The sequence below is a fragment of the uncultured Sphingomonas sp. genome (genome assembly GCF_964235535.1).
Lineage (GTDB): Bacteria > Pseudomonadota > Alphaproteobacteria > Sphingomonadales > Sphingomonadaceae > Sphingomonas.
On the sequence record NZ_CAXSBH010000001.1, the window covers coordinates 119,113 to 138,387 of the forward strand.

Genomic DNA, 19,275 nt, shown 5'->3' on the forward strand with positions numbered 1-19,275 from the left:
GCGCAAGGGCCCGTGGCCATCAAGCGTCAGATCTTGGCGGCGTAGATCATCCGGCCGGTGCCGAGCTTCGCGAATACCTGCGCCAACTCGGCCTCGGCAAAGGCGAAGCAGCCCTGGCTGCGGCCGAGCATGCCGTGCGTGCGGATCATGTCCGGGTTGGCGTACCAGGCCCCGTGAACCACGATCGCGCGCTCCAGCGCGTTGTTGTTGCTGACGTCGAGGCCGTGGAGCCGCTGCGACAGGCCGTGCTTGCCCTCGTAATAATCAGCGGTTGCGAACGCGCCCTCGCACGAAGCGTTGGAGCCGTGGTCATTCGAAAAACGCTGGAGCCAGCCGGTATGCGCGGGGTCGGACCCGCTGCCGTGCGCGACGCGCAACGACGTGGAGCGACCGTTCGTCAACTCGACAAAGTGAAACCGATGTTCGGCGGACTTCGCGGAGAAGTCGACGATCGCCATCCGGTCGCGCTTGACGCGTGAGCCATGCCGGCCGAGCGCGGCCATCGCGCGGCGCATCAGTTCGGGGCGGACGACGTGCGGGGACGTGACCGCCACGATGCGCGGCTTGCCGACGATGGGCGGCGGCGGGGTGACGGGACGCAGGTCGGCGGAGGTGATGCGGTCGGGCGCGCGCCTGGCCGCTGCGGCGATCGCGCCGGGCGCGGCCACCGCGCCCGCCAGCAACAGACCGTTTTTCAGCAGCGCCCGCCGCGCGTGCAGCGCATCATCCTCGTCGTGCATGTAGTTCCCCACAAGAAGTCCCATCCGCAGCCCAATATCTAATCCAAGTCGGTGAAAATTTCTCTAGCTTTCGCCGCAGGTTACCTTGGCCGTGCCTCCGTTCGGCGTGGTTCGTCCCATTTCAGGCGCGATAAAAGCGTGGGCACCTTCGCCCTTTCCGGGCGTTTTCGGCCTTAGTCGATTTTACTGCTCGGAGGGGCGTGATCATGAATAGACTCTTCGGTCTGGCGGTCGGTGCGGTATTGGCAATGACGGGCGCGGCTCCGGCCTTCGCATCCGACGAGACTGCGGTCGCGGTCGAGACCACCGCCGCGACGCTCGCGCCGGGGCGCTTCGTGTGGCACGATCCGGGCACCGCCGAGCCGGTGACCGTGGTGATCTCGCTCCCGCTCCAACGCGCCTTCCTGTATCGGGGCGAGACGCTCGTCGCCGCCACCGCGGTGTCGACGGGCGCCGACGATACGCCGACCCCGACGGGCGTTTACCCGATCCTGCAAAAGGCGGCGGCGCACCGGTCCAACCTGTACGACGCGTCGATGCCCTATATGCAGCGCCTGACCTGGGATGGGATCGCGCTCCATGCCGGGGCCGATCCGGGTTTCCCGGCGTCGCATGGCTGCATACGGCTGCCGACCGCATTCGCGCGCAAGCTGTTCGAGGTGACGACGCTCGGCACCGCCGTCGTCGTCACCGACGACCCGCTGGTCGAGCCCAGGTTCGATCCCGAGCTGCTCCGCACCGACGACGCCCGCGCGAACGAGGCGGAACTCGCGTCGCTGGCCGAGTAGCGCGGGAACCAAGCGGCCGGCCGGACGCTTGCCCGCGATGAATATCGAAGAGGGCGGCCCCGCGTCCCGACGGAGCATGGCCATGCGGTTACTGGTCGCCGAGAGCGAACCGCCCGCCGACCGCGAGGAGCGCCGCGCCAGCGTCGGGCGCAGCTCCGGCGAGACGGTGCGCGACCTGCTGTCGTCGCTGTCGCCGGGCGCGTCGATCGACCGCGCCACGCCGGCCGACGCGGACGGCGACGTGCCGGACGAGGCGACGATCGCGGGATACGACGCGGTGTTCCTGACGGGCTCGCCGCTCCACGTCTATGACGACACGCCCGAGGCCGCGCGCGAGATCGCCTTCATGCGGACGGTGTTCGCGTCGGGCACGCCCTCCTTCGGGTCCTGCGCGGGGTTGCAGGTCGCGGTCGCGGCGGCGGGGGGCACGGTGCGGCCGATGGGCGACCGGCGCGAGGCGGGTTTCGCGCGCCGCATCGCCGCGACCCAAGCGGGGCGCGACCACCCGCTGCTCGCCGGCCGCGCGCCCGTCTGGGATGCGGCGGCGATCCACAGCGACGAGGTCGAGTCGCTGCCCGAGAGCGCGACCCTCCTCGCGGGCAACGCGGTCACGGCGGTCCAGGCGGCGGAGATCCGCGTCGGTCCCGGTGTGTTCTGGGGGGTGCAGTACCACCCCGAACTGTCGCTGACCGAGGTCGCGGCCGCGCTCCGCCGCCAGGCGTCCGACCTGGTCGAGACCGGGCTTGTCCGCGCCGAGTCCGAGATCGAGGACCAGGCCGCGCTGATCGACGCGCTGGCGGAAGACCCGACGCGTCGTGACCTCGCCTGGCGGCTGGGCCTCGATGCCGAGCTGATCGACCGCGCCAAGCGCACGACCGAGCTGCGCAACTTTCTGGAGCATCTCGTGGTGCCCACCCGCGCGGCGCGCGGCCGCGGCTAAGCGCTATCCGGCCGCGAGCGGCTCGGCGCGGACCCCGTAATAGCTCGCCACCCGGTCGGCGTAGGCCTGGTCGAAGACGGGCGCATTCGCCGCCCAGCTCGGCCCGCCCTCGAGCACGCGGCGGTCGATCGTCACCACATACCGGTCGCTGACGGGATCGAACTGCAGGAGAGCGAAGGGAAGCGGATAGTAGCTTTTGCCCACGCCCAGGAAGCCGCCCAGGCTCAACACCGCGTGCGTGACGCGGCCGGTATTTTTGTGGATCAGAAACGCATAGACCGACCCCGCGACCTCGCCGTCGCGCGATTCGACCTTGAGCGTTGCGGACAGCGCCGCTTGGGCGAGCAGCTGGGTCGGGGCGTCGGTCGTGCTCATCGTTGGGCTACTCCTGTTCGGCCGGTAAACCGGTCGCGGGCGGGGTCGGTTCCAAACCGCACGGGGTTGAGCCGCAGCCGCGGATCGTCGTAGGCGGATCGCATGTCGCGTACCCTCATCCTCCTTCCCGTCCTGCTCGGCGCCTGCGTGCCCGCGGGTCGCCCGCCCGAAGCGCCTGCCACGCCGCCGCCGACGCGCATGGCGGCACCCGCTCCGACCATGCCTGTCCCCGCGCTCGGGTCCGACTGGCGCGACTGGCCGCTCACGCCGGGCGGTTGGAGCTACCGCCGCGACACGCGCGGCGCGGTCGCTTCGTTCGGCGAGGCGGGCGCAGGCCCGCTGCTAATGTTGCGCTGCGACCTCTCGGACCGCCGGATGCTCCTGTCGCGCAGCGGCTCGCTCGCCGCCCCGCTCACGCTACGCTCCACCAGCACCGCGCGCACCGTGCCCGTCCAGCCGACGGGCGGCGCGCCCGGCGACGTCGCGGCCGCGCTCGCGCCCACCGATCCGCTGCTCGACGCGCTAGCCTTCAGCCGCGGGCGGTTCGTGGTCGAACAGGCGAACCGCCCGCCGCTGGTCGTCCCCGCCCATGCCGAGATCGGCCGCGTCGTCGAGGACTGTCGCGGCTGATCGATCATCCGCAGATTGGCCTTGCCAAGCCCGCCCCGACTACGCACATTGCGGTTGCGGGCGATGTACGCCCGTTTGGCTATCAACAAGCGAAAGGAGGTGATCCGATGTCTCATGGTTCAGCAATGGGGTCGGTTCAGTTCGTTCGGGAGGCTCGTCGCTAGGAGCCCGAACGGTGTCGCGCGCGGGGCATCCTCCCCGAGATACGTGCGGAACCTGAGCTTCGAGCGGCGTTCATGGTCTCCCGGGCTGGAGCTATCCGGCCGCTGACCATGCAAAGGGGCCTGTCGGGTCGTCGGGAGACGCTCGGCAGGTCCTTTTCACGAGTGCAGGGCGGCTTGCGCCGCCCCGGCGCAAGACTCGCCCAAGCCCGGCCGGCGGGCGCGAAGCGACCCGTTCGACGACGCGGCTTTGCCGCGGCGCGGCTCCGGCTGCTGGTTCCATCATCTCATACCAAGCGCGCGGGTCGTCGCGCGACGACGCGACTGGGTGGGCCGAAGATGAGGCAGGCGTCGTACTTCGCTCGCCTCCGCGCGGCGACACCGCGTGCTGCTCCGCCTTGTCGACTGTCGGAGGCACGAGGCCGTGGGCCGACATCTCGGCCTAGGACCCATCACCTTCCAATACTTCGTTCCCCGTCGCCGCGACCGTCCCGCTACGGTGCCGATCGCGTGTCTGGAATCGACGGAGCCGCCATATCGCGCGAGGCGTCCGGTGATGCGCTCCGATGAGTGAAGGTGAGCGGAGCGAGCGGATCGGAAAAGCCGATCGGCCGCCATCGCGCCCGCAGCTCGGCGCGCAGCTCCTCCTCGCGTTCCGGCGGCATCCAATTGTACGGCGGAGCTCCTTTCGGCCTGTTCAACCAGCGAAGCGGCATCTCCGGATCGGGATGCGGCCAGAACGAAACTTCGGCAATGCGAAGGCCCGTGTCGCGTTCGAAGGTCGCCAGCGGCTGCCGGTAATTTTTGAAGGGTGCACTTTGCAGCGATGCACCAACCACCACGTCCCGGCGATACACGACGGGAAAATAGCCGAACATCTGCGGCGCGAGCAATTCGATGTTCAGCATCGGCAGATCACGTCTGCGCGCATATGCCTCCCGAAAATGCTTGGTCACGTCCATCCGCCACCCGACCGAATGCCCCGCGATCGAGGAGCCTTCCATGGCCAGGTTGACCGCGACCACGATCGATCCGGCGGGCGGCGGCGGGCGGGAGGCCTCGAATCGCGCGTAGAGCGCGTTGATCTGGCGATAGAAGGCGAAATGCAGCGTCGCCGTGCCCACCGTGGCGATCAGGACGACGGCGCCGATCGCTGCGCGCCAGGGGGTCGTCGGGGTCCATGACGCGAATGCGATGACGACGAGGAAGAAGAAGAACGGCAGCAGGCGCGGATACGCGTCGAACCCGGAAAAGCCGAACGAGCCGATCAGGACGAATATGGCCAACGCCGCCGGCGGGACCGTCGTCGGCAACGAAGCAACCAACCGCTCGCGATCCCTGAATAGCGGGATCGCGACGCGCAGCAGGACCGCCCAGAACAGCAGGACGAACGGCGCCAGGACGAACGCTTCACGCTTGTCGATCGACAGGATCGGCGCGATCAAGGCCATGTGCACGACCTTGTCGAAAGCGCCCGCCTCCGGGGAGGTGTGTGGGTCGGTTACAACGCGCCGCATGAAGAAGCTGACGACGATGACGATCGCGGGCAGCGCCGCGACCGCGAGGCGCAGGGCGTCGGCCAGATAGCTGCGGAAGATCTCCGCACCCGATCGGCTGCGCGCGCGCCGCAACCGATCGCGCAACGCCATGCCGGTACGCGCGAACCCGACGACCATCAGGAACATCAGGACGCCGACGAGGTGGGTGAGCGCCAGCAGCGTTGTGATGACCGCCAGCGGCGCGATGTGCCGGGTGCCGAGACGCTCGATGCGCCTGAAGAAATAACCGCACCCGAACAGGAATAATGCTTGGCTGAGGACGAAGTTATAGAAGCCCCAATGCAGGAATTCCCCTGTCGCGAACGGCAGGAGGAGTAGACCGAACACGCCCTTCCCGTTCCCGAACGCACGCATCAGGTACCAGGACGATCCGGCGAAAATCATCCAGTACACCGACACGAACAGCTTTTCGGCGGTGAGCATCGGCAGGAAGCGGGACGCGGCCCAGATCACGCCATAGACGGTCAGATTCGGATCGACGACGTAGCTGCGCCGGAAAATGCGCGCGAACGGACCGGCGTCGCCCGACGCCAGTTTGTCCATCAGATGGACGATGTACATATGAATGGGCCCGTCCACCGACGGGAACCAGTCCACCGACCAGATGGGTATCAGACCGACGAGCACGCACAGGATCAGGATTGCGCGGTCGTTCGCGGCGAATGCCGCGACCGACGCGCCGGTTGCGCGTCCGCGTGGGGCTCGCAGTGCCGTCCCTACCCCGCGATCCACCCCCGCGATGATGCTTGTTTCCTCGTTCACGAACCCGCCCCCATTTTTCGAATTTTCCTTTGGAACGCGCACGTAAGCGCGACTTCAGGCATGTTTGACGACGGACGAATAGTCGGGGGATCGATCGACGGGTCCCGTGTCCAGACCTACGAAGATAGGGTCATCATATCGCGCGAAGGTCAGCGCGCCCGCGATCGGCCGCGTCGAACGCAACAAGCTCGCGGCCCCGGCGCGCCGGGCGGCCTCGCCGTCGCGTTCCGCCCGGTCGCCGATCAACACCGTCCGTTCCGCCGACACGCCGGCGAGCTCCATGACGCGCTCGAGCCCGCGTGGATGCGGTTTGAGCATGCCCACGTCATCGGCCGTGACCACATGATCCGCACGCAGGCCCAACGCGTCCATCTTGGCCTGCGCCGGATAGTCCGACAGCACCCCGATCGCTCGACCCGACGCGCGGATGCGACCGAACAGCCGGTCCAGCTCCGGATATCGATGTCGGGCGAGGAATTCGAGCGGCCGCACGTTGATCCACTCCTCGACGATCGCCGCGACCCGCGTCGGGTCGCAGCCGTGACGTCGCGCGACCGAATCGATGAGGACGGGTCCGAAATCCTCCGTCTCCTGATCGCCGTATCGCTCGCGGAGCGTGCGATACGATCTGAGAACCGCGAGTTCGAGCATGCTCCGCGTCCGGATCGAATGCCGTGCGAGCGACGCGGCCATCCGCATGCGTAGCGGACGCTGCGCGTAGAGCGTCCCGTCGATGTCGAACACGACGAGCGTTATGCGCGACCAGTCGATCGGCGACGACGCGCTCATCAACTGCCGATTGCGATGAAGCGCTGGCTGGCGAGCGCATCGAAGCCAGGCAGATCGATAAATGTAAAGGCTACGAACAATGCGACGACGAGCGCGACGATCGTGAGGAGACCACGCTCCTCGAACAACCGCTCCGGCTTCTGTGCCGTGGACCCGGGCAACATCGACAATGCGAGATACTTGGCGAACAGCATGGTGATCGCCGGAAGTGCCAAGATGTACTCTATCCGATATTTGATCAGAAAGATCGACAGGAACGACATACTGAAGATCGCGTAGACGAGGATCGACGTGACTAAGCTGATCTCGGTATAGCCGCTGAAACTCCGCCGGTAGCGCGTTAGAAGATCCTTGCCATGCGACGCGGTAATCTCGCGATATTCGGACAAACGCTTCGATCCCATCAGAAACGCACCACCGAACCAGTATGCGAGTATGATCGACGACGGTGGTAAGGTGAGGGGGTCGATCATCGCCCACCCGATCATCAGCCGGAACGGATTGTTCACCGCCTCCGACAGGACGTCCAGATAGGCGACGTCCTTGGTTCGAAGCGGCCGGACGTTATAAACGACGCCTTGCGCCGCGAACAGCAGCGCCACGATCAACATCGTCGACGATGCCGCATAGGCGGCAAGCACGCCGACGACGACGAACGCCAACCATTGAATGAAGACCCACGAACCGCGAAGTTCCATCTGCACCGCCGCGCGCGCCGACTTGGTCGGATGGTGCTTATCGGTCTCACGATCGAGATATTCATTGATCGTATAGTTGGCCGACGCGATACAAACCGCGACGATCACCCCGAGTATTACCGTGAGGGTGACATTCCCTGTATGAACACCGCGAAGAACAAGCGCGAGAAGGATACCTGGTAGGATGAATATGTGCTTGGTGGCGTGATCAAGCCGCGCGATCGATAGATACTCTTTCCATCCGGCGGTGCGCTTCTGCCGAGCGTCCACATCGACATTAAAGGAGGAACTCATACACAACCTCGCTTCCGGTTTCGCTCAACGGTTCACCGTGACATACACACGGCTTGCGGATTAATCCAGAACCGGATCGGTCTGGACTAAGACGACTTCGCACACCTCGAAAAGGTGCGGCGAGCTGAACTCGATCGCTGGTCCATGGTCACGACAACCGTTCAAGAACGGAATGTCCCATATGCGTTAATATTATCCGTCGATATGAAAGGTTCGTCTCGGAACGTGGGATGAAAATGGTCGCACGGGATTTCCATCCGCTTCAAGACGGGCGCGACCGCATTTGTTGATCAAGATGCGGAATGACGTGTTCGGTCGCGGGCAGGTCGTCCATTTTCCGGCACGGGCTTCCGGCCGGCGCTATCCACGTCCATTTATTTTTGTTCGTCACCTGTTCCCTTGCGCTTCGCGGACCTGGCGGAAATGCGCGCGTCGCGGCTGCGATCGAGCCGTTCGACCCCTGCCCGTCCTGAAACGTTTCGCTTGCCTCTCCGCCCGGAACATCACAATCGGTGGTGGTCGATAGGAGACCGGGACCCAAGTGCTGGTGCGAGCGTTGATGATGGCACTAGATCGAGCGGATCGACCATGGATCGTATGTTCGTTTTTTGTTCTCATCGGAGCTTTGCCGGTGATAGCATCGTCGCGCGTCGTCGATCCGGAACAGTCAAGGAACAGGGGAGCTTACAGGAATGGATTTTCGTAATGACCGGAAGGACGGCGGAATGAGCGTCGATACGATCGACATTCCGGCGGCGGCGAGCGCGCCCCAACCAACGACGACCAGCCCGACGCCCGACGCGACGCCCGCGCCCAGGCGCCCCTACCCACTTGAGGTCGATCACGGCCGCGACGCGCTCCTGACCGATTTCGGGCGCGAGACGCTCAAGGACCGCTATCTGCTGCCCGGCGAGACGATCCAGGATCTGTTCGTCCGCGTCGCGTCGGCCTATGCCGACGATCAGCCGCATGCGCAGCGGCTGTACGACGCCATCAGCCGCCTGTGGTTCATGCCCGCGACGCCCGTGCTGTCGAACGGCGGCACCGGGCGCGGGCTGCCCATCTCCTGCTACCTCAATTCGGTGCCCGACAGCCTGAACGGCATCGTCGATACCTGGAATGAGAATGTCTGGCTCGCCTCGCGCGGCGGCGGGATCGGGACCTATTGGGGCAACGTCCGCGGCATCGGCGAGCCCGTCGGGCTGAACGGCAAGACGAGCGGCATCATCCCCTTCGTGCGCGTGATGGACTCACTGACGCTCGCGATCAGTCAGGGGTCGCTCCGGCGCGGGTCCGCCGCCTGCTACCTCGACATCTCGCACCCGGAGATCGAGGAGTTTCTGGAGATCCGCAAACCCTCGGGCGACTTCAACCGCAAGGCGCTCAACCTCCATCACGGCGTGCTCCTTACCGACGCCTTCATGGAAGCGGTTCGGAACGGCGAGGAATGGCACCTGCTGTCCCCCAAGGACCAGTCGATCCGCCAGACGCTCGACGCGCGCTCGCTCTTCCAGAAGCTCGTCGAGACCAGGCTTCAGACCGGCGAGCCCTACATCGTCTTCGCCGACCATGTGAACCGCAACATGCCGAAGCATCACCGCGAGCTGGGGCTCAAGGTATCGACCTCGAACCTGTGCTCGGAGATTACGCTCCCCACCGGCAAGGACCATCTGGGCAACGACCGCACCGCGGTCTGCTGCCTGTCGTCCTTGAACCTCGAGACCTGGGACGAGTGGGACGGTGAGACGGGCTTCATCGAGGACGTGATGCGCTTCCTCGATAACGTGCTGCAGGACTATATCGACCGACACGAGCCCGGCATGGAGCGCGCCGCCTACTCGGCGGGCCGCGAGCGCTCGGTCGGCCTGGGCGTCATGGGCTACCACTCCTTCCTCCAGGCGCGCGGGCTGCCGTTCGAAGGCGCGATGGCCAAGTCCTGGAACCTGCGCATGTTCCGCCACATCAAGCGCCAGGCGGACGAGGCCTCCATGCAGCTCGCCGTCGAGCGCGGCCCCTGCCCCGACGCCGCCGACGTGGGCGTGATGGAGCGGTTCAGCTGCAAGATGGCGATCGCCCCGACCGCATCGATCTCGATCATCTGCGGCGGCACGTCGGCGTGCATCGAGCCGATCCCGGCCAACATCTACACGCACAAGACGCTGTCGGGCAGCTTCTCGGTCAAGAACCCATATCTCGAGAAGCTGCTGACCCAGAAGTCCAAGAACTCGGACGCGGTATGGAACTCGATCCTCGAACAGGGCGGCTCGGTCCAGCATCTCGATTTCCTCTCGGCCGAGGAGAAGGACTGCTACAAGACCAGCTTCGAGATCGACCAGCGCTGGCTCCTCGAGCTCGCGGGCGATCGCACGCCCTATATCGACCAGGCGCAGTCGCTGAACCTGTTCATCCCCGCCGACGTGGAGAAATGGGACCTCCTCATGCTCCATTTCCGCGCCTGGGAGCTGGGCATCAAATCGCTCTACTACCTCCGCTCGAAATCGGTCCAACGCGCCGGCTTCGCGGGCGGCGTCGAGAACGACAACACGATCGTGAAGCCGCAGTACGAGCTGGAAAGCACGGACTACGACGAGTGCCTGGCCTGCCAGTAAGCAAGCGTTCCCTCTCCTTTCAGGAGAGGGAGGGAGCCGCGAAGCGGCGGAAGGGTGAGGACAGAGTGCGGACCTATGCGAACCAACCTCCCGGCACCATCACCCGCGCCCGCGAGCTGCGCCGGAATGCCAGCGAAGCGGAGAAGCGGCTGCTCCGCGCGCTCCGCGAAGCGTTCCCGACCCTGAAATGGCGGCACTCGGTCCCGTTCGGGCCGTACTACGCCGACATCCTGTGCTTTTCCGCCAAGCTGGTGATCGAGATCGATGGCGGCCAACACGGCGAGGCTCACGCGTATGACGAACGCCGCACCCGCCATATGAACGCCGAAGGCTATCAGGTCCTCCGCTTCTGGAACAACGACGTCCTTGCCAACACCGACGGCGTGATCGCCCAGATCTCCCTCTCCTTTCAGGAGAGGGAAGGGGCCCATCTCCGCGCAAGCGGGGATGGGAAGGGTGAGGACGGAGTCGGTTCCGCCCTGCCCTCACCCCTCCGCGCCTTCGGCGCTCCTCCCCTCTCCCGGTGGGAGAGGGGCAGCGGGGCGCCGGCATGACCTACGACGTCGCTATCATGTACCTCGTCGCCGCGGTCCTGACCGCGCTTGGCGCATACATGCTCGTCCACCTGCGCTCCTCGCGCATCACCGAGCGCAAGACCTACGCCTACCGCATGGTCGGGATCATGCTGACCTCGGGTGGGATCGTGCTCGCCATGTCCGCGACCGCCATGTGGCAATGGAGCATGCCGACATGAGGAGCCTGCCCGAACTCCTCGCCACCGTCGGCCTGCTCGTGGCGGGTCTGTTCATGCTCTCGCTCGGGGCCCAGCAGCTCCGCGCCCGCCTGCCCCAACCCCACCCGCGCCGCTGGCTCGTCTATCTCGGCGCGGGCGATTTCCTCTTCGGCACCGGCGTCTCCGCCGGGGCTGCGTACCACCTCTCCACCCTCCTGTCGGAGTAATCCCATGTCCCTCCTCCATGCCTCCAAGCAGTACAAGCCCTTCGAATACCCCTGGGCGTTCGAGTTCTGGAAGCGCCAGCAGCAGCTCCATTGGCTCCCCGAGGAAGTCCCGCTCGGCGAGGATTGCCGCGACTGGGCGCAGAAGCTCTCCGATCACGAGCGCAACCTGCTCACCCAGATCTTCCGCTTCTTCACCCAGGCCGACGTCGAGGTGCAGGACTGCTACCACGAGAAATACGGCCGCGTGTTCAAGCCGACCGAGATCAAGATGATGCTGACCGCCTTCTCGAACATGGAGACGGTTCACATCGCCGCCTACAGCCACCTGCTCGACACGATCGGCATGCCCGAGTCCGAGTACGGCGCCTTCCTCGAATATGCCGAGATGAAGGACAAGCACGACTACATGCAGAAATTCACCGTCGACAATGACGAGGACATCGCCCGCACGCTCGCCATGTTCGGCGGCTTCACCGAAGGAGTGCAGCTGTTCGCGTCCTTCGCGATGCTGATGAACTTTCCGCGCTTCAACAAGATGAAGGGCATGGGCCAGATCGTCACCTGGTCGATCCGCGACGAGTCCTTGCATTGCGAGGGCATCATCAAGATGTTCCACGCCTTTTGCGCCGAGCGCCAGTGCCTGACCAAGGCGGTCAAGGACGACATCGCCGACGTGTGCCAGACGACGATCCGCCTGGAGGACGCGTTCATCGACCTCGCCTTCGAGATGGGCCCGGTCGAGGGCATGAAGCCCCGCGAGATCAAGAAGTACATCCGCTACATCGCCGACTGGCGCATGGGCCAGCTGGGCCTCAAGCCCATCTACATGATCGACGAGCACCCCCTCCCCTGGCTCGCCCCGATGCTCAACGGCGTCGAGCACGCCAACTTCTTCGAACAACGCGCGACCGAATATTCGAAGGCGGCGACCAAGGGCCAGTGGAACGACGTGTGGAGCAGCTTCGACAAGCGGCAGTCGGCGAACAAGGGACCGGCGGCGAACGAGGATGCGGTGGAGATGAGCGGGGACATGTTCGCGGGCATCGCGGCTGAGTAGGTTCGGCGTGATCGAGTTCGATGCCGATAAGGACGTCGACAACCAAGCCAAGCACGGTCTGACGCTCGTCGCGGCCGAGCCGCTGTTCGACGGCCCGTTCGTCGAGGAAGTGGACGCCCGTTACAACTACGGGGAGACCCGGCTCGTTGCGACCGGACCGGTGGCGACCTTTGGCGGCCGGGTCTTCGTTGTGGTATATACGTGGCGCGACGCCGTACGGCGCGTCATCAGCTTCAGGAAAGCCAATGACCGAGAAGTCCGAAAATATCATACGAGTGACGAGTGAGGAGGCGCTCGCGCTCGCCAAGGAATGGATGACGCCCGAGCGGCTGGCCGCGCTCGACGCGATGACCGACGAGGACATCGCCGCCCAGATCGCGAGCAACCCCGACGCCGCGCCCGAACTCACCGACGAATGGTTCGAGAACGCCCGGCTGGTGATCCCACTGAAAGGGCGGAAGCGGGCGGCGTGAGGACATTAGATGAGGACATTACTGCGACCGACCCAAGGTCAATCGCGAACTTAATATTGAAAACAGCCAATCGAGCGATATCCAATCTTGAACTGCAAAAGCTTCTCTACTTTGCACATGCCGCATATATCATGAGAGCTAAAAGGCCATTGGTGAGTGGTTATTTCGAGGCCTGGACCTACGGACCTGTGCATCCAGCTGTGTACTCTGCGTTCAAGGCTTTTGGATCAGAGCCTATTACGACACTAGCACAAAAGAAGGATCTCAGGACGGGGCAGCTAAGAGAGATCGATCTACCTACCGACCCCGAAATTGTAAGTGTTGTGAAAAAGACGGTCCATGCACTTGGTGACTTGACCCCAGGTCAGTTAGTAAAGTTGTCACACGCGAAAGATAGCGCTTGGGATGTAGTTTTTGCAAAGTCAAAGAATGAACGAATGCTAGGATTGAGAATAGCTAATGAGCTTATTAAAGAACGTTATAGGAATCATTGGCTTTCAGCAGAACATCTAGATGATGTGGAGGAACCAAGTGAAGATACGCCACTTACCTATCACCGATTTAGCTAGAATCTGCGTTCAGTCGTATGATCTGCAGCGCCATGCGCTAAAACAAGTAAAAGCTAACGGACAAGGTCCTAATTACAATCCCACACGGGGTCAGTTTGCTGGTATTGTTAACCGACAGCCTGGCGTGTTTCCCTCCACTCGGGACAGCTGGGAAGTTGTCCAGAAGCACATCATAGCAGCTAGTCGCTCCGATGAGGAACGTAAGATGAACGTTCCTGTCGCACAGCAGCTCTATAGATATTGTGAGAGTGAGAATGTTCAGGCGACAGAACTTGATGGATATCCGATTTCATTTTCGGTAGGTCCGAAGCTTCTATGCTGGTCTCCTGCCCTATTCATTTATCCTGATCGTATCACAATTCCCTTTCTAGATCTCAGACGCAGCCGGAATCTTACCTTAGAAGCTCGTAGATGCGTATTCTCGCTTCAGCATCATGCGCTACGTGTCAACAATCCAGATTACCGTGACGATGTATCACTTGAGATTTTTCAGTTCTCGGCAGATGACGAGAGAACAATAAGGGTTAGGCCTGAGAACGGCATGTGGCTGTATTCGTATGATCAACTAGAGGCAATGATCACGCGAACACAGACCTTGTGGTTTGATGTTCTCGCTGGTCGCGAGGAGGAGTTAAGACGGAAATCTGGCGGGCGAAAGGGCGACCTCATGTAAACCGGTCGATGACGCTCGGCGATATTCGCGTGCCGACGATGAACAGCATCGCCCTCAGCTCCTGGAGGCTTGGCATGAACATTTTGGCTAAGGTCACCGACGAGCGCGTCGCCGATGTGCGATGCGACAACGCTTACCTCACTGTGGACCTAATGGATGGCCGCACGATCGCGGTACCGTTGGCGTGGTACCCCCGCCTCCTCGCCGCCACGCCCGCTTAACGCGCAGACTGGCAGCGAGCCGGTGGCGGCTACGGTATCCACTGGCCGGAGCTGGACGAGGATTTGAGCACAGAAGGCCTGCTCCGAGGCGCACCGGCGAGCGCGTCCCGATGAACATCGACATCATCCGCGGAGCCTGTGGAAGCACGAACGTCATGCGCGACGTTGGGCCGTGTGGGACACGGGCACGCAACGATGGATACTCGGCGCGGTATTCGACGCCGGACACTGCGACGATTGCGAGGTCGAGCGGACGTTGGAGGAGGACTCGATCGACGCCGCGATCGGTACGCAAGCATCGTAGCCGCTCGACCTTCACGAGCAAGACACGGAACGAAACGTGAAAAACCATTTTCCTACAGGAACCGTCTTGGTTACCTGATTCGGCTCCCGCACCCAAAGGAGCCGAGTCATGACCTCTCCCCGCCGACGTGTCGCTAAGACCGCCATCGCCGCCGACCCCGATCCGTCGCCTGGGCGCGAGATCGCTCCCGCCGACTTCACCCCCGCGCCGCGTCGCGAGCGCCAGGACGGCTGGACCGCTCACCGCCAGCGCATCTTCATCCAGGCGCTTGCCGAGACCGGTTCGGTCACGGCCGCCGCGGCCGAGGCCGGGATCACTCCGCGCTCCGCCTATCGCCTGCGGACGCATCCCGATGCTTGCGCCTTCGCCGCCGCTTGGGACCGCGCGCTGGGCGTCGCCACCGGTCAGCTGGTCGCGCTCGCCTTCGACCGCGCGGTCAACGGCGCGCTTCGCCAGAAATGGCGCAACGGTGAACTCGTGTCGGAAACTCGCGCGCCCTCCGACCGGATGCTCACCTTCCTGCTCAAGCAATTCGATCGCAAGCGCTTCGGCCCGTACCGGTGGATCGACGCGTTCGCCAACCGCACGGCCGAACTGGCGTTACGGAATCTGCCGGGCGAGCTCGACGCGCTCGCCGACTTTGACGCGTTCCCGCCCACGACCATCGATGGCTGGCCGGACCTTCGTCACGCGCCGGACGCCGGCATTTGAAAAGTCCGGAGATCGAAACCCCGGAGTTTGAAAACATGGTCGACCTTGCGACTTTTGCGACTTTCCGCGCGCGCTCGCCGGCGATTTCCGGCACGACGACGACTCTGCCGGGAGGAGCCCCGCTCATGACCCCAGAAGACGTGACCCCCGAAGATGTCTGCGCCGCCCTCGCCCATCCCGCCGCGACCCCGCCCGCCGACCTGCCGCCCGCCGAAGCGGACGCGATCCTCGCCTCCATCTCGGCCAGCTATTTCCGCCTCCGCCGCGGCATGGCGCTCGTCGCCTTCGCGCTGCCGCCCACGCTGTGGCTCGGCGGCGGGCTGGGGCGGTTGCAGGGGTCGCTCAGCGCCTACTACCACCACGCGGACGGCCAGATGCGTGACGTGCTGGTGGGGGCGCTCTGGGCGCTCGGCACGTTCCTGTACTTCTACAAGGGCTATTCCCGCGCCGAGGACCTGGCGCTCGACGGTGCGGGGCTCGCCGCCGTGCTGGTCGCGGTCGCACCGATGGATTGGCCCGCGGGCGCTCCCGCCACCCTGACCGGCCGCCTCCACGCCGCCGCCGCGATCGGCTTCTTCCTGCTTATCGCCTATGTGTGCGTTTTCCGATCGGGCGACACGCTCCGCCTCCTGCGCGACGAGGCGCAGGCGGCCACCTTCCGCGCGACCTATCGCCTGCTCGGCTTACTGATGGTCGCGCTGCCGCTCGCAGTCTGGGCCGTCCACGCCCTCGCCCCCGCGCGCGAGAACTCCCCCGTCCTGTTCCTGGTCGAGGCGGCGGGCGTCTACGTCTTCGCCGCCTTCTGGTGGATCAAGAGCCGCGAGATCGCCGCGCTGGAGCGGCAATGAGCATGGCCGTCCTCACCCCTCCCCCGCCCGCGCCCGCCTGGTCGGCGCGTGGAAGTCGGGCGGCTTATCGGCGATCCAGCGCAGGAAGCGCGCCACATCCGGCCGGGCCCGCAGCGCCTCGACGTCGGCATAGTCCCGCGCCAGATCGCCGTTGGCGACCAGCGCGTGGATCGTGCGGTGGCAGATGGGGTGGACGGGCGCGGTCTCCCGCCCGCCCTCCGATTTGGGGACGAGGTGATGCAACTCCACCTTGGCCCCGAGCGGGCGGCCGCACAGCGCGCATCGCTCCGGTTCGGCGGCGCACTCGACCAGCGCCTCGGCCTCCGCCAGGCCGATCTTGCGCCTGACGCGGCCCGCCACGCCCTTATGGCTTGATGAGCCCGATCTGGACCAGCCGCTCATGCAGGTAATCATGCGCGGTGATCGGCACCGGACACCGGTCCGCGTTGTCGGGCGTGATCGTCGCCGGCAGCGTCTCGATGAGGAAGTCGGGCGCGGGGTGGAGGAAGAACGGCATCGAATAGCGCGAATGCCCGCGCCGCTCGGGCGGCGGGTTAGTGACGCGGTGCGTCGTCGAGGGCAGGACGTGGTTGGTCAGCCGCTGGAGCATGTCGCCGACATTGACCACCATCGCGCCCTCGGGCGGCTTGATCTGCAGCCAGCGCCCCGACTCCCGGTCGAGCAGCTCCAGCCCCGCCTCCTCCGCGCCCAGCAGCAGCGTGATCAGGTTGATGTCCTCATGCGCCCCCGCCCGCACGCCCTCGGCATCCGGCGCGATCGGGGGGTAATGGAGCAGCCGCAGCACCGAATTTCCGTCCGCGACCGCCGGGTCGAACCAGTCGGGCGCCAGCTTCAGATGCCGCGCAATCCCCGACAGGACACGATCCCCCGCCCGGTCGAACGCCGCGAACAGCTCGGTGAAGGTATCGCGGAACCCCTCCGGCCGCGCGGGCCAGATGTTCGGGGCCATCAGCCCGCCGTAGCGGTGCCCGGCGGGCAGCTCGCGCCCGATATGCCAGAATTCCTTCAGATCGACCGTGCTGGCGTCCTTGGCGATCTCGGTCTTGAACGGCGTGTACCCCCGCGCTCCGCCACCGCCAGCGAGATGATACGACCGCTTTTCCTCCTCCGGCAGCGCGAACAGCGCTTCCGTCTGTCCCCAGGCGCGCTCGATTAGCGGACGGGGAATGCCGTGATCGGCGACGATCGCGAAGCCGAACCGCCGGAACGACCGGCCCAGCGCCGCCGCGAACCCGTCCGGATCGCCCTCCTGATCGCGGAGCGAAAGCGTCGGGACTTGGGCGAGCGGCTGGTCGAGCATGGGGTTCGGGTCCGGTTGGGATAGGGTTCGCCCGATATAGGCCGTCCCGCGCGCCGCGAACAGGTTGCGACGCCCCCGGACTTTTCGCGCCCGATGCCCAAGCAGGGTGTCGGTCCGTGCCTCCCTGCCCTATGTGCACTGCAGCATGAACGATCAATCCCCACCCCAGGTCGGCGCGCCTATCGGCTTTGCGGAGTTCGTCTCGCTCGTCGCCGCGCTGCTCGCGCTGGGGGCGCTCGGCATCGACGCGATGCTTCCCGCCCTTCCTGCGATCGGCGAGGCGCTGGGGGTCGCCGACCCCAATGCGCGGCAATATGTGATCGCCGCCTTCATCGGCGGATACGGGGTCGGGCAGCTCTTCTACGGCCCGCTCGCCGACCGGTTCGGGCGGCGGCGCGTGCTGCTCTGGTCGATGGGGGTTTATGCGGTCGCGAACATCGCGGCGGCGGTGTCGGGCAGCTTCGAACTGCTGATCGCCTCGCGAGCGATCGGCGGGGTGGCGATTGCGGCGACGCGCGTCGCGACGGTCGCGATGGTGCGCGACTGCTATCACGGCCCGGCGATGGCGCGGGTCATGTCCATCGCTTTCATGATGTTCATGGTCGTGCCGATCATTGCCCCCGCGCTCGGCGAGGCGGTGCTGCTGGTCGCGGGCTGGCGCGAGATCTTCTGGGTGATCGCGGGCCTCTCCGCCGCGTTGTTCGGGTGGTTCTGGCTTCGCATGCCCGAAACGCTGGCGCCCGAGCATCGCCAGGGGATCAGCCTGCCCCGCGTCGTGGCCGGGTGGCGGGAGACCGCGGGCGACCGGCTGTCGCTCGGCTATACGCTGGCGACGACGGCGTTGATGGGGGCGCTGTACGGCTACATCAACTCGGTGCAACAGATCATGGCGGATACGTTCGGCCGTCCCGAAGCGCTGGCGACGGTGTTCGCGGGGACGGCCGGAACGATGGCGGTCGCGAACCTGCTCAACGCGCGGCTGGTGATGCGGTTGGGTACGCGCCTCATCAGCCACGGCGCGGTAATCGGCCTGATCGGGTTCGCCGGGCTGCACCTGTTGTCCATAGAGCTGGGGCGGGAAGAATTCTGGAGCTTTGCGGTCCTGCAGGCGCTGACCATGGCGTGCTTCGGCCTGAGCACCTCCAACTTCTCGGCGATGGCGATGCAGAATATGGGCCGGATCGCCGGCACCGCGTCGAGCGTGCAAGGCTTCATCAGCGTAACGATGGGTGCCGCAATCGGCGCGGTTATCGGTCAAGCGTTCGACGGCACCACCGTGCCCATGTCGATCGGCTTCATGGTCGCGGGGCTCGTCGCGCTCGGTTTGGTCGCCTGGACCGAACGGGGGCGCTTGTTCGGCCGCTTGGCCCGTCCGGTGGAACCGCCCCGCCCCGCCCGGGGTTCGAGGGAAAGCAACGGTTGATGGAGGTCAAGATGGCAGGAACGCGGATGCCCGGCATGGGACCCGGCGACGACGGATACGACGAGGAAGGTTACGACGAGAGCCAGCGCGCCGAGATCCTGGAGGTCACGCGCGACGGGCCGTCGGACGGCGCGATCCTGACCGACCTCACGCCCGACCTGGGGTTGGACGACCCGGAAGCGGAGCCGATCGACGAGCTGGAGATGGAGGACGGCGAGGTCGGGACGACCGACGACGACGTCGACATGGACGAAGAGGACATGGACGAGGACGACCTGCAGGACGACTTTGACGAGGGCACGGTCGATAACGAGGAAATCGACGACGCCGACGACGTGGCGCTCAAACCGTGAGCGCACCGGTCTAGAAA

23 protein-coding genes and 1 pseudogene are annotated in these 19,275 nt (G+C 65.2%); 17 read left to right on the forward strand and 7 right to left on the reverse strand.

The window, feature by feature from the left end:
* Positions 1 to 26: 26 nt before the first annotated feature.
* A complete protein-coding gene (locus ACFE7F_RS00595) occupies positions 27 to 740 on the reverse strand; it encodes a murein L,D-transpeptidase catalytic domain family protein (RefSeq protein WP_375401894.1) in 714 nt (237 codons plus the stop codon).
* Between the two features lie 206 nt (positions 741 to 946).
* On the opposite strand from ACFE7F_RS00595, the gene ACFE7F_RS00600 reads away from it, so the two are divergent.
* Complete coding sequence (locus ACFE7F_RS00600) at positions 947 to 1,528, forward strand: L,D-transpeptidase family protein (RefSeq protein ID WP_375401895.1); 582 nt, start codon at positions 947 to 949, stop codon at positions 1,526 to 1,528.
* An 82-nt stretch (positions 1,529 to 1,610) separates the two neighbouring features.
* Positions 1,611 to 2,468, forward strand: a complete 858-nt coding sequence (locus tag ACFE7F_RS00605; protein ID WP_375401896.1) for a type 1 glutamine amidotransferase — start codon at positions 1,611 to 1,613, stop codon at positions 2,466 to 2,468.
* A 3-nt stretch (positions 2,469 to 2,471) separates the two neighbouring features.
* Here ACFE7F_RS00605 and ACFE7F_RS00610 read toward each other — a convergent pair whose 3' ends face one another.
* Positions 2,472 to 2,843 carry a PRC-barrel domain-containing protein gene (locus ACFE7F_RS00610; protein ID WP_375401897.1) on the reverse strand — a complete coding sequence of 124 codons (372 nt, stop codon included), beginning with the start codon at positions 2,841 to 2,843 and terminating at the stop codon, positions 2,472 to 2,474.
* A 102-nt stretch (positions 2,844 to 2,945) separates the two neighbouring features.
* On the opposite strand from ACFE7F_RS00610, the gene ACFE7F_RS00615 reads away from it, so the two are divergent.
* On the forward strand, positions 2,946 to 3,473 hold the full coding sequence (locus ACFE7F_RS00615) for a hypothetical protein (protein WP_375401898.1): 528 nt from the start codon (positions 2,946 to 2,948) through the stop codon (positions 3,471 to 3,473).
* A 655-nt stretch (positions 3,474 to 4,128) separates the two neighbouring features.
* Here the strand turns inward: ACFE7F_RS00615 and ACFE7F_RS00620 are convergent.
* From ACFE7F_RS00620 to ACFE7F_RS00630, 3 genes are read right to left on the reverse strand one after another with little or no spacing between them, the layout of a single operon-like run.
* On the reverse strand, positions 4,129 to 5,955 hold the full coding sequence (locus tag ACFE7F_RS00620) for a hypothetical protein (RefSeq protein WP_375401899.1): 1,827 nt from the start codon (positions 5,953 to 5,955) through the stop codon (positions 4,129 to 4,131).
* Between the two features lie 54 nt (positions 5,956 to 6,009).
* Entirely contained in the window at positions 6,010 to 6,744 is a 735-nt protein-coding gene (locus tag ACFE7F_RS00625; RefSeq protein ID WP_375401900.1) for an HAD family hydrolase, read from the reverse strand.
* Complete coding sequence (locus ACFE7F_RS00630) at positions 6,744 to 7,736, reverse strand: UbiA family prenyltransferase (RefSeq protein WP_375401901.1); 993 nt, start codon at positions 7,734 to 7,736, stop codon at positions 6,744 to 6,746. Before ACFE7F_RS00630 ends, ACFE7F_RS00625 begins: the two co-directional genes overlap by 1 nt.
* Before the next feature lie 725 nt (positions 7,737 to 8,461).
* Between ACFE7F_RS00630 and ACFE7F_RS00635 the strand changes: the two genes are divergently transcribed.
* The 12 genes and pseudogenes from ACFE7F_RS00635 to ACFE7F_RS00690 all read left to right on the forward strand — a co-directional run bounded on the left by ACFE7F_RS00635 (position 8,462) and on the right by ACFE7F_RS00690 (position 16,161).
* Positions 8,462 to 10,345: a ribonucleoside-diphosphate reductase subunit alpha gene (locus ACFE7F_RS00635; protein WP_375401902.1), complete on the forward strand. Its 1,884-nt coding sequence runs from the start codon at positions 8,462 to 8,464 to the stop codon at positions 10,343 to 10,345.
* Between the two features lie 65 nt (positions 10,346 to 10,410).
* Positions 10,411 to 10,899, forward strand: coding sequence for an endonuclease domain-containing protein (locus tag ACFE7F_RS00640; RefSeq protein ID WP_375401903.1), 489 nt, complete (start codon positions 10,411 to 10,413; stop codon positions 10,897 to 10,899).
* Entirely contained in the window at positions 10,896 to 11,099 is a 204-nt protein-coding gene (locus ACFE7F_RS00645) for a hypothetical protein (protein WP_375401904.1), read from the forward strand. The genes ACFE7F_RS00640 and ACFE7F_RS00645 overlap by 4 nt, the downstream gene beginning before the upstream one ends.
* A complete protein-coding gene (locus tag ACFE7F_RS00650) occupies positions 11,096 to 11,305 on the forward strand; it encodes a hypothetical protein (protein ID WP_375401905.1) in 210 nt (69 codons plus the stop codon). Before ACFE7F_RS00645 ends, ACFE7F_RS00650 begins: the two co-directional genes overlap by 4 nt.
* A 4-nt stretch (positions 11,306 to 11,309) precedes the next feature.
* Entirely contained in the window at positions 11,310 to 12,362 is a 1,053-nt protein-coding gene (locus tag ACFE7F_RS00655; protein ID WP_375401906.1) for a ribonucleotide-diphosphate reductase subunit beta, read from the forward strand.
* 7 nt (positions 12,363 to 12,369) lie between these two features.
* Positions 12,370 to 12,648, forward strand: coding sequence for a BrnT family toxin (locus ACFE7F_RS00660; RefSeq protein ID WP_375401907.1), 279 nt, complete (start codon positions 12,370 to 12,372; stop codon positions 12,646 to 12,648).
* Positions 12,638 to 12,835: a hypothetical protein gene (locus tag ACFE7F_RS00665; RefSeq protein ID WP_375401908.1), complete on the forward strand. Its 198-nt coding sequence runs from the start codon at positions 12,638 to 12,640 to the stop codon at positions 12,833 to 12,835. The genes ACFE7F_RS00660 and ACFE7F_RS00665 overlap by 11 nt, the downstream gene beginning before the upstream one ends.
* Positions 12,778 to 13,404, forward strand: a complete 627-nt coding sequence (locus ACFE7F_RS00670) for a Panacea domain-containing protein (RefSeq protein WP_375401909.1) — start codon at positions 12,778 to 12,780, stop codon at positions 13,402 to 13,404. Before ACFE7F_RS00665 ends, ACFE7F_RS00670 begins: the two co-directional genes overlap by 58 nt.
* 747 nt (positions 13,405 to 14,151) lie before the next feature.
* A pseudogene (locus ACFE7F_RS00675) lies at positions 14,152 to 14,412 on the forward strand (DUF2442 domain-containing protein).
* A gap of 58 nt (positions 14,413 to 14,470) precedes the next feature.
* On the forward strand, positions 14,471 to 14,602 hold the full coding sequence (locus ACFE7F_RS00680; protein WP_375401910.1) for a hypothetical protein: 132 nt from the start codon (positions 14,471 to 14,473) through the stop codon (positions 14,600 to 14,602).
* Between the two features lie 108 nt (positions 14,603 to 14,710).
* Positions 14,711 to 15,313: a hypothetical protein gene (locus tag ACFE7F_RS00685; RefSeq protein ID WP_375401911.1), complete on the forward strand. Its 603-nt coding sequence runs from the start codon at positions 14,711 to 14,713 to the stop codon at positions 15,311 to 15,313.
* 125 nt (positions 15,314 to 15,438) lie between these two features.
* Positions 15,439 to 16,161, forward strand: a complete 723-nt coding sequence (locus ACFE7F_RS00690; RefSeq protein ID WP_375401912.1) for a hypothetical protein — start codon at positions 15,439 to 15,441, stop codon at positions 16,159 to 16,161.
* Positions 16,162 to 16,173: 12 nt separating this feature from the next.
* Here the strand turns inward: ACFE7F_RS00690 and ACFE7F_RS00695 are convergent, their stop codons facing one another.
* A complete protein-coding gene (locus ACFE7F_RS00695; protein WP_375401913.1) occupies positions 16,174 to 16,563 on the reverse strand; it encodes an HNH endonuclease in 390 nt (129 codons plus the stop codon).
* Complete coding sequence (locus ACFE7F_RS00700) at positions 16,526 to 17,482, reverse strand: isopenicillin N synthase family dioxygenase (protein WP_375401914.1); 957 nt, start codon at positions 17,480 to 17,482, stop codon at positions 16,526 to 16,528. Before ACFE7F_RS00700 ends, ACFE7F_RS00695 begins: the two co-directional genes overlap by 38 nt.
* 145 nt (positions 17,483 to 17,627) lie before the next feature.
* On the opposite strand from ACFE7F_RS00700, the gene ACFE7F_RS00705 reads away from it, so the two are divergent.
* On the forward strand, positions 17,628 to 18,905 hold the full coding sequence (locus tag ACFE7F_RS00705; protein ID WP_375401915.1) for a multidrug effflux MFS transporter: 1,278 nt from the start codon (positions 17,628 to 17,630) through the stop codon (positions 18,903 to 18,905).
* On the forward strand, positions 18,905 to 19,258 hold the full coding sequence (locus ACFE7F_RS00710) for a DNA primase (RefSeq protein ID WP_375401916.1): 354 nt from the start codon (positions 18,905 to 18,907) through the stop codon (positions 19,256 to 19,258). Before ACFE7F_RS00705 ends, ACFE7F_RS00710 begins: the two co-directional genes overlap by 1 nt.
* Positions 19,259 to 19,275: the final 17 nt, after the last annotated feature.